The sequence below is a fragment of the Pseudomonas sp. B21-035 genome, from assembly GCF_024748945.1.
Classification (GTDB): Bacteria; Pseudomonadota; Gammaproteobacteria; order Pseudomonadales; family Pseudomonadaceae; genus Aquipseudomonas.
The window spans coordinates 3311639-3324281 of the sequence record NZ_CP087179.1 but is presented as its reverse complement, the minus strand read 5'-3'; the positions used below and the strand labels follow the sequence as shown (position 1 = coordinate 3324281).

General features: G+C 66.1%; 12 protein-coding genes and 1 pseudogene. 9 read left to right on the top strand and 4 right to left on the bottom strand.

Annotated elements, in window-relative coordinates:
• Window positions 1-133 precede the first annotated feature (133 nt).
• A complete protein-coding gene (locus tag LOY22_RS15120) occupies window positions 134-1324 on the top strand; it encodes an NnrS family protein (RefSeq protein WP_258593761.1) in 1191 nt (396 codons plus the stop codon).
• 17 nt (window positions 1325-1341) lie between these two features.
• The gene (locus LOY22_RS15115; protein WP_093381857.1) at window positions 1342-1779 is read left to right on the top strand and encodes a hypothetical protein; all 438 of its coding nucleotides are present in this window, start codon (window positions 1342-1344) and stop codon (window positions 1777-1779) included.
• Window positions 1780-1917: 138 nt separating this feature from the next.
• Here the strand turns inward: LOY22_RS15115 and LOY22_RS15110 are convergent.
• A pseudogene (locus LOY22_RS15110) lies at window positions 1918-2352 on the bottom strand (hemerythrin domain-containing protein); the annotation flags it as partial.
• A 167-nt stretch (window positions 2353-2519) separates the two neighbouring features.
• Here LOY22_RS15110 and norR point away from each other — a divergent pair.
• The 7 genes from norR to LOY22_RS15075 all read left to right on the top strand — a co-directional run bounded on the left by norR (window position 2520) and on the right by LOY22_RS15075 (window position 9157).
• Window positions 2520-4040, top strand: coding sequence for a nitric oxide reductase transcriptional regulator NorR (gene norR / locus LOY22_RS15105; protein ID WP_258593760.1), 1521 nt, complete (start codon window positions 2520-2522; stop codon window positions 4038-4040).
• Window positions 4041-4121: 81 nt separating this feature from the next.
• The gene (pdxH, locus tag LOY22_RS15100) at window positions 4122-4769 is read left to right on the top strand and encodes a pyridoxamine 5'-phosphate oxidase (RefSeq protein ID WP_093381862.1); all 648 of its coding nucleotides are present in this window, start codon (window positions 4122-4124) and stop codon (window positions 4767-4769) included.
• Window positions 4770-4858: 89 nt separating this feature from the next.
• Window positions 4859-5413, top strand: coding sequence for a molybdenum cofactor biosynthesis protein B (moaB, locus tag LOY22_RS15095; protein ID WP_093381863.1), 555 nt, complete (start codon window positions 4859-4861; stop codon window positions 5411-5413).
• A complete protein-coding gene (gene glp / locus LOY22_RS15090; RefSeq protein WP_258593759.1) occupies window positions 5410-6645 on the top strand; it encodes a gephyrin-like molybdotransferase Glp in 1236 nt (411 codons plus the stop codon). Before moaB ends, glp begins: the two co-directional genes overlap by 4 nt.
• A gap of 127 nt (window positions 6646-6772) precedes the next feature.
• Window positions 6773-7768, top strand: a complete 996-nt coding sequence (locus tag LOY22_RS15085) for a peptidase U32 family protein (protein ID WP_093381865.1) — start codon at window positions 6773-6775, stop codon at window positions 7766-7768.
• A 10-nt stretch (window positions 7769-7778) separates the two neighbouring features.
• Window positions 7779-8669, top strand: a complete 891-nt coding sequence (locus LOY22_RS15080) for a U32 family peptidase (protein ID WP_045197999.1) — start codon at window positions 7779-7781, stop codon at window positions 8667-8669.
• Window positions 8663-9157 (top strand): SCP2 domain-containing protein, encoded by a 495-nt coding sequence (locus tag LOY22_RS15075; protein ID WP_258593758.1) that lies wholly within the window; start codon window positions 8663-8665, stop codon window positions 9155-9157. The genes LOY22_RS15080 and LOY22_RS15075 overlap by 7 nt, the downstream gene beginning before the upstream one ends.
• Here the strand turns inward: LOY22_RS15075 and LOY22_RS15070 are convergent.
• From LOY22_RS15070 to LOY22_RS15060, 3 genes are all read right to left on the bottom strand, one after another.
• Window positions 9154-9831 (bottom strand): Crp/Fnr family transcriptional regulator, encoded by a 678-nt coding sequence (locus LOY22_RS15070; RefSeq protein WP_258593757.1) that lies wholly within the window; start codon window positions 9829-9831, stop codon window positions 9154-9156. The genes LOY22_RS15075 and LOY22_RS15070 overlap by 4 nt on opposite strands.
• Window positions 9832-9920: 89 nt before the next feature.
• Window positions 9921-10568 (bottom strand): two-component system response regulator NarL, encoded by a 648-nt coding sequence (narL, locus tag LOY22_RS15065; protein WP_093381868.1) that lies wholly within the window; start codon window positions 10566-10568, stop codon window positions 9921-9923.
• Window positions 10565-12367, bottom strand: a complete 1803-nt coding sequence (locus LOY22_RS15060; RefSeq protein WP_258593756.1) for a HAMP domain-containing protein — start codon at window positions 12365-12367, stop codon at window positions 10565-10567. Before LOY22_RS15060 ends, narL begins: the two co-directional genes overlap by 4 nt.
• Window positions 12368-12643: the final 276 nt, after the last annotated feature.

Below are 12643 nucleotides of genomic sequence, written 5' to 3'. Positions count from 1 at the left end.
TCATTGTTACCCCGAATTCAGCCCATGGCCGAGCCCGCGCCCCGCAAACCGCGAGGGGCATGGCTCTTGCACTACCTTGCTCAAGTCCGACGGGTCACGCTGAGCTGTCGGGAACAAGGTAAGGAGAGGCTTGATGCAAGTACTTGATCGGCGTAAAGCGCTGGCCATCGCGCCGCTGTTGCGCCTGGCGTTCCGCCCGTTGTTCCTCGCGGGCTGTGTCCTGGCAGTGCTGGCGATACCGCTGTGGCTGGCGGCCCTGAACGGCACCCTGGGCAACTGGCAGCCGGCCGGCGGCTGGCTGGCCTGGCACCGGCATGAACTGGTGTTCGGTTTTGGCCTGGCGATCATTGCCGGCTTTGTGCTCACGGCGGTGCAGACCTGGACCGGCCAGCCGGGCCTGAGCGGCAAGCCGCTGGCCGGCCTGGCGTTGCTCTGGCTGGCCGGGCGAGTAGCATGGTTGGTGAATGCGCCCTGGCCGTTGCTGGCGCTGCTGGAACTGGGCTTCCCGCTGTTGGTGGCGGTGCTGATGGGGCGCACCCTGTGGCAGGTGCGGCAAAAACGCAATTACCCGATCGTGATGGTGTTGCTGCTGTTGACGGCGGTCGATGGCCTGTCGGTGTATGGCCTGGTGCAAGAGCACGACGGTTGGCAGCGCCAGGGCGTGCTCGGCGGCATCTGGCTGGTCGGGGCGATGATGGGCCTGATTGGCGGGCGGGTGATTCCGTTCTTCACCCAGCGCGGCTTGGGCCGCACCGCGGCGGTAGTGCCCTGGCCGTGGCTCGACGGGCTGCTGCTGGCGGGTTCGGCACTGGTGGCGCTGTTGTATGCGGCGGGGCCGGCGCTGACCACCAATACCGGGATCGGCGCGCTGTTTGCTGCCCTGGCGTGCGGCCACGGGCTACGCCTGTGGCGCTGGTATGACCACGGGCTGTGGCGGGTGCCGCTGCTGTGGTCGCTGCACCTGGCCTATGCCTGGTTGGTGCTGGCCTGCCTGGGCATGGCCCTGTGGCATTTCGGCGTGGCGCTGAATCCGAGCCTGGCGGTGCATTGCCTGACCATCGGCGCCATGGCTGGGTTGATCCTGGCGATGATCGCCCGGGTCAGCCTTGGCCATACCGGGCGGGCGTTGCAGCCGCCGGCGGGGATGACCCTGGCGTTCATCCTGCTCAATCTGGCCGGGGTCAGCCGGGTGTTGCTGGTACTGTGGCTGCCGCTGGGCGGTTTGTGGCTGGCGGGCGTGTGCTGGGTGCTGGCGTTTGCCTTGTATGCCTGGCGCTATGCGCCGATGCTGTTGCGCGCCCGGGTCGACGGGCACCCTGGTTAAGCGCCTGGAGGCGAAGGATGCTGTATCCGTATTTGTTGGTGGTTCATCTACTGGCAGCCATCGCCTTTATCGGCACGCTGTTTTTTGAACTGCTCATCTGGCAGGCGGCGCGCCGCCACGTGCCGGCTGCGGCGCTGGCCGGGGTAGACCAGGCGCTGTCGGTGCGTTCACGCAAGGTGCTGCATGGTGTGGTGCTGTTGTTGTACGGCGCGGGGCTTGGCCTGGCCTGGCATCACCGCGCGGCGCTGAGCCAGCCGCTGGCCAGCAGCTTTGCCAGCCTGCTGAGCCTGAAGATCGTCCTGGCCCTGAGCATCATTGGCCATTACCTGTTGCTGGCGTACTGGCTCAAGCGCGGACGCTTGAGCGAGGGGCGTGCGCGTTGGATTCGCTGCAGCATTCTTGGCCATATGTTGGTGATCGTGGTACTGGCCAAGGCGATGTTCTATTGGCATTAGCCTGCGCCGTACTCAGGCGGGCCCTTGCCTGGATTACAACTGCTGCGCGCTCGATCGCGGGTCAAGCCCGCTCCCACAGGTTTGGCGTACACAGACCCATTTGTAGGAGCGGGCTTGCCCCGCGATGAGGCCAGTGCGTCAAGCCAGGGCTTTAACGAACAGCACATCGTTCTCCAGATGAATATGCTGCAGCAAATCCTCGCGAAATTCCGCCAGCCCACGGTACAGGGTACGCCATGTGTTGCAGGCACCTTCCGGCGCGCTGATGTCGTCGGTCAGCAAGCTCAAACGCTCCAGCGCCTCACCATGCTGGTCGTGCTCCATGCGCATCACCTGGATCGGCGCACCCGCCTGGCGACCCATGCCCCGTTGTAGCAGGGGGAACAGCACCTGTTCCTCCTTGAGCATGTGCCCTTCAAGTTCCTGCTGCATGTCCTGCAGGTGGTCGGCCAGGCCGTTGGGGCACTGGGCGTGGCCGCCATGGACCTGCTCGACGCGTCGGGCCAGGCGGATCAGTTCCGGCAGTTGCTCACGGTGACGATCGTGGTAGCGGGTGAGGATATGGGCGATCAGTTCGGTCGGGTTCATCAGGGGGCCTGCTCTGCTGGCAAAGTGTCCCAGGGTGATTGCATCGCCCATGCCAGCTTTACTTGCCCGAAATCAAGGTCTGGCGCCGGGCTTGTGGTGAAATCTACCCGCCTGCCTGCGGGTAGCGATAACCATAGAGGGTAATAACTACCATGCTGCGTGAAAGCCTGGCCGCCGACCTGATCGTCGAACTGCCCAATGCCGTGCGCTTGCAGCGCCTGGTACAAACCCTGCGCGAGTACTTCAACTGCGGCGCGGTCGGGCTGTTGCGCCTGGAGGGCGACAGCCTGCGCCCGCAGGCCAGCGTCGGGCTGGTCCACGAAGCCCTCGGCCGGCGCTTCGTGATCGCCCGGCATCCGCGCCTGGCAGCGATCATGGCTTCGCGCGAGCCGACCTGGTTCGAACCCGACAGCCGCCTGCCGGACCCTTACGATGGCCTGCTCGACAGCGCCGTGCACGAACCCCTGGCCGTGCACGACTGCATGGGTGTGAGCCTGTATGTCGAGGGTCAGGTCTGGGGCGCGATTACCCTCGATGCACTGCGCCCCGGGACCTTCGACAGCGCTGCCCGCGATGAACTCAAACGCTGCACCTTGCAGATCGAAGCGGCCCTGCGGGTGACCCGCCTGGAGCAGGAAAACCGCAGCCTGCGCCTGTCGCGCAGCGAACCCCAGGACCTGCGTGCGCCGCTGGAAGCGAGCGAGATTCTTGGCCACAGCCCGGTGCTGCAGCAGTTGCTCAACGAGATCGAACTGCTCGCCGACGCCGAACTGCCAGTGTTGCTGCTGGGCGAGACCGGGGTCGGCAAGGAGCTGTTCGCCCGCCGCTTGCATGGTTTATCGCGGCGCCGCCACAAGCCGCTGATCCAGGTCAACTGCGCGGCCTTGCCTGAGTCCCTGGCCGAGAGTGAGCTGTTCGGCCATGTCAAAGGTGCGTTTTCAGGCGCCAGCAGCGACCGCGCCGGGCGCTTCGATGCGGCCAACGGTGGCACGCTGTTTCTTGATGAAGTCGGCGAACTGCCGTTGAGCGTGCAGGCCAAGCTGCTGCGCACGTTGCAGAACGGCGAGATCCAGCGCCTGGGCGCCGACAAGCCGCTGCACGTGGATGTGCGCATCATCGCCGCGACCAATCGGCACTTGCCCGACAGCATCCGCGACGGTCTGTTTCGCGCCGACCTCTACCATCGCCTGTCGGTGTATCCGCTGCCGATCCCGCCGCTGCGCGAGCGCGGCGACGATGTGTTGATGATTGCCGGGCAGTTCCTTGAGCTCAACCGCACCCGCCTGGGCCTGCGCGGTTTGCGCCTGTCGCCGGCGGCCGAGCGGGCGCTGCTGGCTTACCACTGGCCGGGCAATGTGCGCGAGCTTGAGCATGTAATCAGCCGCGCCGCGCTCAAGCAACTGAGCCGCGAGGGCAGCCGCAACCTGATCATTACCCTGGAGCCGCAGGTGCTCGACCTCGACAGTGCGCCGGCAGCCGCGCCAGTGGCAGACCAGGGGGCACCACCGGCGCTGGCGTTCAGTTCTCTGAGCGAAGCCGTCGACGCCTGCCAGCGCCAGGCCATTGCCCAGGCCCTGCGCCTGAGCGGCGACAACTGGGCCAGCGCCGCGCGGCTGCTGGCGCTCGACCCGAGCAACCTGCACAAACTGGCCAGGCGCTTGCGCCTCAAGTAACGCCGCTGGCGTTGATGGCGGTCAAGGTGCGGGCGGGGCGCTGCTTACAGACTGCGCACACTTAACCAGGAGATCATCGCCATGCCGTTGTCCCTTGCCCAGATGCGTCGCAACTACACCCTCGGTGGCCTGCAGGAAGCCGAAGCGCCGCTGGAGCCTCTGAGCCTCTTTGCCCAGTGGCTGCAACAGGCCCGCGAAACCGAGCGCGAGCCGGTGGAGGCCAACAGTATGCACCTGGCCACGGTTGACGCCACTGGCCGCCCGCATTGCCGGGTATTGCTGCTCAAGGGCGTTGACGAGCAGGGCTTTACCTTCTTCGGCAACTACCAGAGTGCCAAGGGCCAGGAACTGGCAGCCAATCCCTATGCGGCGATGACTTTCTTCTGGCCGGGGCTGGAGCGCCAGGTTCGCATTGAAGGGCCGGTGGCGCGGCTTGACCCGCAGCTGTCCGATGCCTACTTCGATTCGCGCCCCGAAGCCAGCCGCCTGGGCGCCTGGGCGTCGCCGCAAAGCCGGCCGCTGGCCGACCGCGACGCGCTGCAGGCAATGCTCGCGCAGACCATTCGCCGCTTCGTCGAACAACCCCTGCGCCGCCCCGAGCACTGGGGCGGCTACTGCCTGAGGCCTGAACGCATGGAGTTCTGGCAAGGCCGTGCCGACCGCTTGCACGACCGCCTCGACTACCGCCATCAGGGCGGGCAATGGACGCGCCAGCGCCTGGCGCCCTGAACCCGAAGAGATACCTCCAAGGAGGAATAGGTTCGCCCAGGCTTTAGGTTCAGGCTTGGGCCCATCCCTATCTCACCGGAGCCCAGGCCATGGCCCATCTGGCGCAACGCACGTTTGAACCCCTGAACATCGCTGTGCTGACCATCAGCGACACGCGCAACTTTGATACCGACAGCTCGGGGCAGACCCTTGTCGACCTGCTGCAGGCGGCCGGGCATGTGCTGCTTGAGCGCGACCTGGTCAAGGACGATATCTACCAGATCCGCGCCACGCTCTCGCGCTGGATCGCCGACCCCAAGGTGCAGGTGGTACTGACTACCGGCGGCACCGGCTTTACCGCCCGCGACAACACCCCGCAGGCGGTGCTGCCGTTGCTGGACAAACACGTCGAGGGCTTTGGCGAGTTGTTCCGCCAGGTGTCGCTGGCCGAAATCGGCATGTCCAGCCTGCAGTCGCGCGCGCTGGCCGGCATGAGCAATGGCGTGCTGGTGTGCTGCGTGCCGGGCTCGCCCGGCGCCTGTCGCACGGCCTGGACGCAGATTCTCGACAGCCAGCTCGACAGCCGCACCGGTCCGTGCAATTTCGCCCCGCATCTCAAGGCTCAATCCGAGCAGGCCATCGACGCCTGTGGGACGCGGCCATGAGCGGGCGCGTGTGCGACAGCGGCAAGTTGATCCCGGTCGACCAGGCGATCCGCCATTTGCTCGAACAGGCGCCACCACCACCGGCGGCGCAGATGGTTTTGCTGGAGCAGGCCCTGGGCCGGGTGCTGGCGGCCGATATCCACGCCCCGCGCAGCCTGCCGGGCTGGGATAACAGCGCCATGGACGGTTTTGCCTTCAGGGCCGCCGACCTGCCTGCGGCGGGCGGTTGCCTGACCCTGGCCGGGCGCATCGCTGCCGGCCAGCAGGCCAGTACTGCATTGCAGCCAGGCCAGGCGCTGCGCATCTTTACCGGCGCACCCTTGCCGCCAGGCGCCGACACGGTGGCCCCGCAAGAGCTGTGCCGGGTTGACGGCGAGCAGGTCTGGCTGCCGGCCGCAAGCCTTGGCGCGCATGTGCGCAAGGCCGGCGAAGAGGTGCGCGAAGGTCATCTGCTGCTGCAGGCCGGCAAGCGCCTGCGCGCCCAGGAGCTGGGCCTGCTGGCCGCCTCGGGGCTGGCCTGGGTCGAGGTCCATCGGCCCTTGCGCGTGGCTTTGCTGAGCAGCGGCGACGAGCTGCGCGAACCCGGCCAGCCACTGGCAGCAGGGCAGATCTACAACAGCAACCGCTATTGCCTGACGGCCCTGTTGCAAGGCTGGGGCGTGGAGGTGCATGACTACGGGGTGATGGCTGATGAGCTGGCGGCCAGCAAGCACGTGCTGAACCTGGCGGCGGCCGAGTGCGACTTGCTGCTGACTTCTGGCGGCGTGTCAGTGGGCGAGGAAGATCACCTCAAGCAAGCCATCCAGGACCTGGGCAGCGTTGACTTCTGGCGCCTGGCGATCCAGCCGGGCAAGCCCCTGGCCTTTGGCGAGGTGGCGGGGCGGCCGTGGATCGGCATGCCGGGCAACCCGGCCGCAGCACTGATCACTGCGCTGGTGGTGGTAAGGCCCTTGCTGCTGCGCGCCCAGGGCGTGCGTGACGTGCTGCCACAGCCCGTGGCGCTGCCGGCCGGTTTTGACTGGCTGCAGCGTAACAAGCGCCGCCAGTACCTGCGGGCGCGCTTGTTGCCCGAGGCCAACGGCCAGTCCAGCGTGCAACTGCACCCGCAGCAAAGTTCGGCGATGCTCAGCGCCGCCTGCTGGGCCGACGGCCTGGCGCTGGTGGAGTGCGAGCAACAGGTGCACAAACACGACAGCGTACAGTTTTTGTCATTTGCCGAGCTGATGCAGTGAGTGGCCTTGATTGCCGTCAAGGTTCTGCTGGAGGCGCTGGCTAGACTGGCAGCGCTTTTTCCAGTGCTCCGGGCCTGTGTCAACCGCGCAGGCCAGTGGAGATAGGTTTCTTTGATGAGGAAAACCCATGCAACTGGTCTGCCCGGCAGGCAACCTGCCTGCGCTCAAAGCCGCGGTGCGCCAAGGCGCCGATGCGGTGTATGTCGGCTTTCGCGATGACACCAACGCCCGCCATTTCGCCGGCCTGAACATGGACGACAAGCAGTTCGACGCCGCCGTCGGCCATATCCGCCAGCACAATCGCAAGCTCTATGTCGCAGTCAACACCTACCCGCAGCCGCTGGGTTGGGAGCGCTGGCAGCGGGCGGTAGACCGCGCCGCCGACCATGGCGTCGATGCGCTGATTGCCGCCGACCCGGGGGTGCTCGGCTACGCAGCCGAGCGCCACCCGCAACTGAACCTGCACCTCTCGGTCCAGGGCTCGGCCACCAACGCCAGTGCCCTGGCATTTTACGCCCGGCACTACAACATCCGCCGCGCCGTACTGCCGCGGGTGCTGTCGCTGGCCCAGGTGCGTCAGGTCGCTGCCAGCACCACAGTACCGATCGAGGTGTTCGCCTTCGGCAGCCTGTGCATCATGGCCGAAGGGCGCTGCCACCTGTCCTCGTACATCACCGGCGAGTCGCCGAACCTGTGCGGCGTGTGTTCGCCGGCCAAGGCGGTGCGCTGGAGCGAAGATGCCGATGGCCTCAGCGCGCGCCTGAGCGAGGTGCTGATCGACCGCTATCAAGCTGACGAACCCGCCGGCTACCCGACCTTGTGCAAGGGCCGCTTTATGGTCGGCGGCAAGCGCTTCCACGCCCTGGAAGAGCCCACCAGCCTCGACACCCTCGACCTGCTGCCAGAGCTCGCCGCCATGGGCGTCGAGGCGGTCAAGATCGAAGGCCGTCAGCGCAGCCCGGCGTATGTCGAGCAGGTCACCCAGGTCTGGCGCGCCGCGCTCGACGCCCACCGCCTGGCGCCGCAACGCTTCACGGTCAAGGCGCAGTGGCGCCAGGTGCTGGCCGGTTTGTCCGAAGGCAGCCAGACCACCCTGGGTGCTTACCATCGATCATGGCAATGAGGGACTGCACATGAAGCTCAGCCTGGGACCCGTGTTGTACTACTGGGACAAGGAACAATTGGGGCGTTTCTACAGCGAAATGTCGGCTTTGCCCCTGGATGTGATTTACCTGGGGGAAACCGTCTGCTCGAAACGCCGGGCGATGAACCTCGACCACTGGCTGGGCCTGGGCCGCGAGCTACAGGCCTGCAGCCCGGCGCAGATCGTGCTGTCGAGCCTGACCCTGATCGAAGCTGCGTCCGAGCTCTCCAGCCTGCGCCGCCTGTGCGATAACGGCGAGTTGCTGGTGGAGGCCAACGACATGGGCGCGGTGCAGTACCTGGCCGAGCGCAAGCTGCCGTTCGTGGCCGGGCCGGCGCTGAACCTTTACAACGGCCACGCCCTGGCCAGGCTGCTCGAGTGCGGGATGATCCGCTGGGTGCCGCCGGTGGAGTGCTCGGCGGCGCTGATTCGCGCGGTGCTCGACCAGGCCGTTGAACTGGGCCGTGAACTGCCCGAGGTCGAGGTCTTTGCCTATGGCCACCTGCCGCTGGCTTACTCGGCGCGCTGCTTTACCGCGCGGGCGGAAAACCGGCCCAAGGATGACTGCCAGTTCTGTTGCATCAACTACCCCGATGGCCTGGCCCTGAGCAGCCAGGAAGGCCAGGCGCTGTTCACCCTCAACGGCATCCAGACCATGTCCGCCGAAGTCACCAACCTGCTGGCCGACTATGCCGGGTTGCAAGCCTGCGGCGCCGACCTGCTGCGCCTGAGCCCGCGCGCCCAGGGCATGGCCGAGGTGATCGAGGCCTTTGCCCGGGTGCGCCAGGGCGAGGCGCCGCCGCTCTGTGTCGACGGCTGCAACGGCTACTGGCATGGCCAGGCGGGCATGTTGCGGGTCGAGGAGGTGGGCCTGTGCTGAACCGTACGAAATGGCTGCTCAAAGGCGCCGACAAGGTCCTGCCGTTGGTGCGCAAGGTGCCCTTTGTGATCCAGCGCGCGGCCTTGCAGCAGGCGCTCAACCGCTGCCTGGCCGAGCCCTTGCGCGACGGCGAGTTCGACCTGTTGCGCGGGCGCTGGCTGTGCCTGCGCATCCCTGACCTCGACCTGACCTGGTACCTGACCCGCAACCGCGAGGGCCTGCAGATCGCCGAGCGGGCCAGGGCCGATGTGACCATTCGTGGCAATTGGCGCGAGTTCCTGTTGCTGGCCAGCCGGCAGGAAGACCCGGACACCCTGTTCTTTCGCCGCCGCCTGGTGATCGAGGGCGACACCGAGCTGGGCCTGACCCTTAAAAACCTGATCGACAGCCTCGACCCCGAGGTGCTGCCGGTGTGGTTGTGGCGCAACCTGGAACGCGCCGGCAAGGGCCTGGCGGCAAGCTCTGGGCAGCGCCGGCGCGCGGGCTAGCCCGTGTAGCCGGCCAGATCATCGGTGTTGAGGATCTGGATGCTGCGCCGCTCCATGGCGATCAGGCCGCGTTCCACCAGGCGGTGCAGGGTGCGCGAAAAGGTCTCCGGCTGGATCCCCAGCTTGGAGGCCACCAGGCGCTTGGACACCTGCAACTCGAGCCGGCCGCTGTCCGGGTCGCACTCCTGCAGCAAAAAGTTGATCACCCGCCGGCTGGCGCTGGCCGAGGTCAGGGTGTCGATGTCCTTGAGGCGCTGGTGCAGGTGGATGCTCATGTTCGCCAGGATCGCCAGGCACACCTGCGGCTGGTCTTCCAGGGCATTGCGGTAGTGGCCGCCGTCGATGCTGATCAGCAGGCAATCCTTGAGCGCCGTGGCCGTCACCGGGTAGCTGCGCGCCTGGCTGAACAGCAGCGCCTCGGCAAAGGTCTGGCCCGGCTGGATGATCTCCACCAGGTGTTCCTGGCCCTCGGCGCTGAGCCGGTACAGCTTGATCTGGCCGCTGACCAGCAAGAAGAAGCGCTTGGCCGGGTCGCCCTGGTGCATGAGCGTGTCATGACAGCCCAGGCGCCGGAGCATGGCCAGGCTGCAGACGGCTTCGAAGACTTTCTCCGGCAGTTGGCTGAACAGGTGATGGCGACGTAAAAGCAGAACGCTAGAAGGGTGGGTCAGCATGGCGTACCTCCGCTGGCGCCTATGGTAGAACCCGTGGCGCCGGCGGCCTATGCCTCTGCCGGTCTACCTCCAAAGGGGCAGTCGCCGGCTCAGGCACTGTGGCGCAGATGCTCAAGGGCCCACACCGCCGCCTCCACCCGCGAGCGCAGGCCGAGCTTGTGCAGCAGGTTCTTCACATGCACCTTGACCGTGCCTTCGGTGATCCCCAGCTTGTGGCCGATGACCTTGTTGCTGTAGCCGCTGGCGATGGTTTTCAGCACCTGGCGTTCGCGTTCGGTGAGCTCGACGTCGGCCTGGCGCGGCGGTGAGCGCAGGGCCTGGGCCATGACCCGGGTCAGCCCCGGGCTGATCACCAGGGCGCCGTTCATGGCATCGCGGATGTACTGGATCAACAGCTCCGGCTCCATGTCCTTGAGCAGGTAGCCGTCGGCGTCCAGGCGCAGGGCAGCGCGGATATCGTCTTCGGCATCGGACACGGTAAACAGCAGCACCTTGCCGGCAAAGCCCTGGCTGCGCAGATGGCGCAGGGTTTCGATGCCGTTCATCTGCGGCATGTTGTTGTCCAGCAGCAGCAGGTCAGGTTGCAGCGGCGCGATCAGGGCCAGGGCTTGTTCGCCGTGGCTGGCCTCGCCGACGATCTCGAAGTCGTCTTCCAGTTCAAGCATCTGGCGAATGCCATGGCGCATCATCGGGTGGTCGTCGACCAGCAGTATCCGGTAGCGCGGGGAGGGGTTCATGCAGGGTTACCTTCGTTCAAGTGCCCGAGAAATTCCGGGCGAAATTCCATCTGTACCCGGGTGCCTTGCGGCGTCCGGCCAACAATCTGCAATTGGCCGCGCAGGCTGCGCGCCCGCTCGTCCATGATGTTCAGGCCGTGGTGTTCGCGCAGGTCGTGGGTGGCGCTGAAACCACGGCCATCGTCCTCGATCGACAGGCAGACCTGCTCGCCGTGCTGGCGCAATTGCAGCCAGGCGTTCTGCGCATGGGCATGGCGCAGGCAGTTGGACAGCGCCTCGCGGGTGATCTGCAGAATGTGGATCTGTTCGCTGGCCGACAGCTCGAAGGCCAGGCTGTCGACGTGCAGGTGCACCTGGAACTCGCCCCGGCGGGAGAACTCCTCGGCGGTGTCCTTGAGTTCCTGCACCAGGCCTGCGTCATGGATCTGCAGGCGAAAGGTGGTGAGCAGTTCGCGCAACTGCCGGTAGGCGTTGTTCAGGCCTTCGCGCAGCTCGGCGGTGACGTTCTCAAGGGTTGCCACCGGCTCGCCACGGCGCATCAGGGTTTGCATGCGGCTGACCTGCAGCTTCATGTACGACAGCGCCTGGGCCAGCGAATCGTGCAGCTCGCGGGCGATGATCGCGCGTTCTTCGAGCAGCACCAGGCGATGGTCCTGTTCGCGCTGGCGCTTGAGCGACAGCGAGGTGCCGATCAGGTTGGCCAGGGCCTGGATCAGCTCGGTTTCCCAGGCTTGCGGCTCGTGGCCGTCGATAAAGTGCGCCTTCAATTCACCGAGGGTGCTGCCCTGGTTGCTGATGCTGAAGGTATGGCGCAGGGTGCGCTGGTGGCGCTGGCAACTGGCGCAGTCGCTGCTGGCGCAGATCTTGCGGCTGGCGGCGCCATGCAGGGCCAGCAGTTGCTGGGCCGGGGCCTGCAACTGGCCTTGCAGGCACAGCGACAGGCGCAGGCCCGGCAAGCGCTGCTGAAAGCGCCGGATTAGCTCATCCAGGCCCTCGGCGTTGGCCAGCCGCGTGGCCAGGCTGCGGCTGCTCTGGTACAGCAGCTCAAGGGCGGCATTGGCCTGCTGCAGGTTGAGGGTTTTTTGCTGCACCTGGCTTTGCAGCGTGCGGTGCGAGTGTTCGATGGTTTCGGCCATGGCGTTGAAGCGGGTGGCCAATTCGCCGAGTTCGTCTGCCGACTGATGATTGACCCGCGCCTGGAACTCGCCACGGCGAAAGCGCTGGGTGGCGTCGACCAATTCCTTGAGCGGCGTGATGACGTTGTACTGCAGCTCGTACAGGCCGAACAGCAGGACGATCATGGTGGTGAACAGCGCCGCGCCCTGGATCACTTGCTGCCAGCCCTGCTTATGCTCGCTCTGGCGCTGCAGCAGGCTGACAAACTGGTTGAGCTGGTTGACGAAGGGCAGGGTGCTGGCCTGAAACGTGGCGGCGTCGCCGCGCTGCAAGGCTGGCAACAGGGTGTGCTGCCAGTAGTCCTGCAAGCGCTGGTAGCTGGCCTGCAGTTCAAGGTTCTTGCCGTCTTCGAGCACCGCTTGCAGGGCCGGGCTGTTGAGCCGTTGCTGCAGGCTGTCGCGGATGCGCTCAAGCTCGGCAGGCTCGGCACCGGCGGCGAGCTTCCAGCTCAGGTGGTAGGTCTCCATGCGCACCGAGCCTGCGGTATTGATCGCCGCCGCATCGCCCTGGCTGAACCAGGCGATCAGGCCGGCGCTGAGCGAGCTGGCCAGGGCCAGCACGGCAATCAGGATCACCGCCAGGCCGGCGCGCGCGGGCAACGAGCTGCGCAGCCAGCCGATCATGGACGGCGGCCGGGGGCGATGAGTGTAAAGCGGTACATGGAGCCCTCCAGGGTGTTGCAGCTGATCGTTTCGCAGCCTTCCCTGGCGCTCTACCTCTAAAGAGTTTGCAACTGTCATATTTCTTGCGATGGCGCTGAGAAACTTGACAAGGCCCTGATAAACAAAGGGTTTAGAGGTTTTTCGGCGCTACCTCGTTGGAGGTAGGCAGTACAAGCATAGGCCCAGGGGCGCCAGGGCTTCTTTGATCGGGGTCAAGTTTTATCGGGGTTTGCCTCT

Bases quoted from the DNA above. Each gene is read 5' to 3' on its own strand.
- LOY22_RS15120 (WP_258593761.1), top strand. From the start codon at position 134: ATGCAAGTACTTGATCGGCGTAAAGCGCTGGCCATCGCGCCGCTGTTG.
- LOY22_RS15115 (WP_093381857.1), top strand. From the start codon at position 1,342: ATGCTGTATCCGTATTTGTTGGTGGTTCATCTACTGGCAGCCATCGCC.
- norR (WP_258593760.1), top strand. From the start codon at position 2,520: ATGCTGCGTGAAAGCCTGGCCGCCGACCTGATCGTCGAACTGCCCAAT.
- pdxH (WP_093381862.1), top strand. From the start codon at position 4,122: ATGCCGTTGTCCCTTGCCCAGATGCGTCGCAACTACACCCTCGGTGGC.
- moaB (WP_093381863.1), top strand. From the start codon at position 4,859: ATGGCCCATCTGGCGCAACGCACGTTTGAACCCCTGAACATCGCTGTG.
- glp (WP_258593759.1), top strand. From the start codon at position 5,410: ATGAGCGGGCGCGTGTGCGACAGCGGCAAGTTGATCCCGGTCGACCAG.
- LOY22_RS15085 (WP_093381865.1), top strand. From the start codon at position 6,773: ATGCAACTGGTCTGCCCGGCAGGCAACCTGCCTGCGCTCAAAGCCGCG.
- LOY22_RS15080 (WP_045197999.1), top strand. From the start codon at position 7,779: ATGAAGCTCAGCCTGGGACCCGTGTTGTACTACTGGGACAAGGAACAA.
- LOY22_RS15070 (WP_258593757.1), bottom strand. From the start codon at position 9,831: ATGCTGACCCACCCTTCTAGCGTTCTGCTTTTACGTCGCCATCACCTG.
- narL (WP_093381868.1), bottom strand. From the start codon at position 10,568: ATGAACCCCTCCCCGCGCTACCGGATACTGCTGGTCGACGACCACCCG.
- LOY22_RS15060 (WP_258593756.1), bottom strand. From the start codon at position 12,367: ATGATCGGCTGGCTGCGCAGCTCGTTGCCCGCGCGCGCCGGCCTGGCG.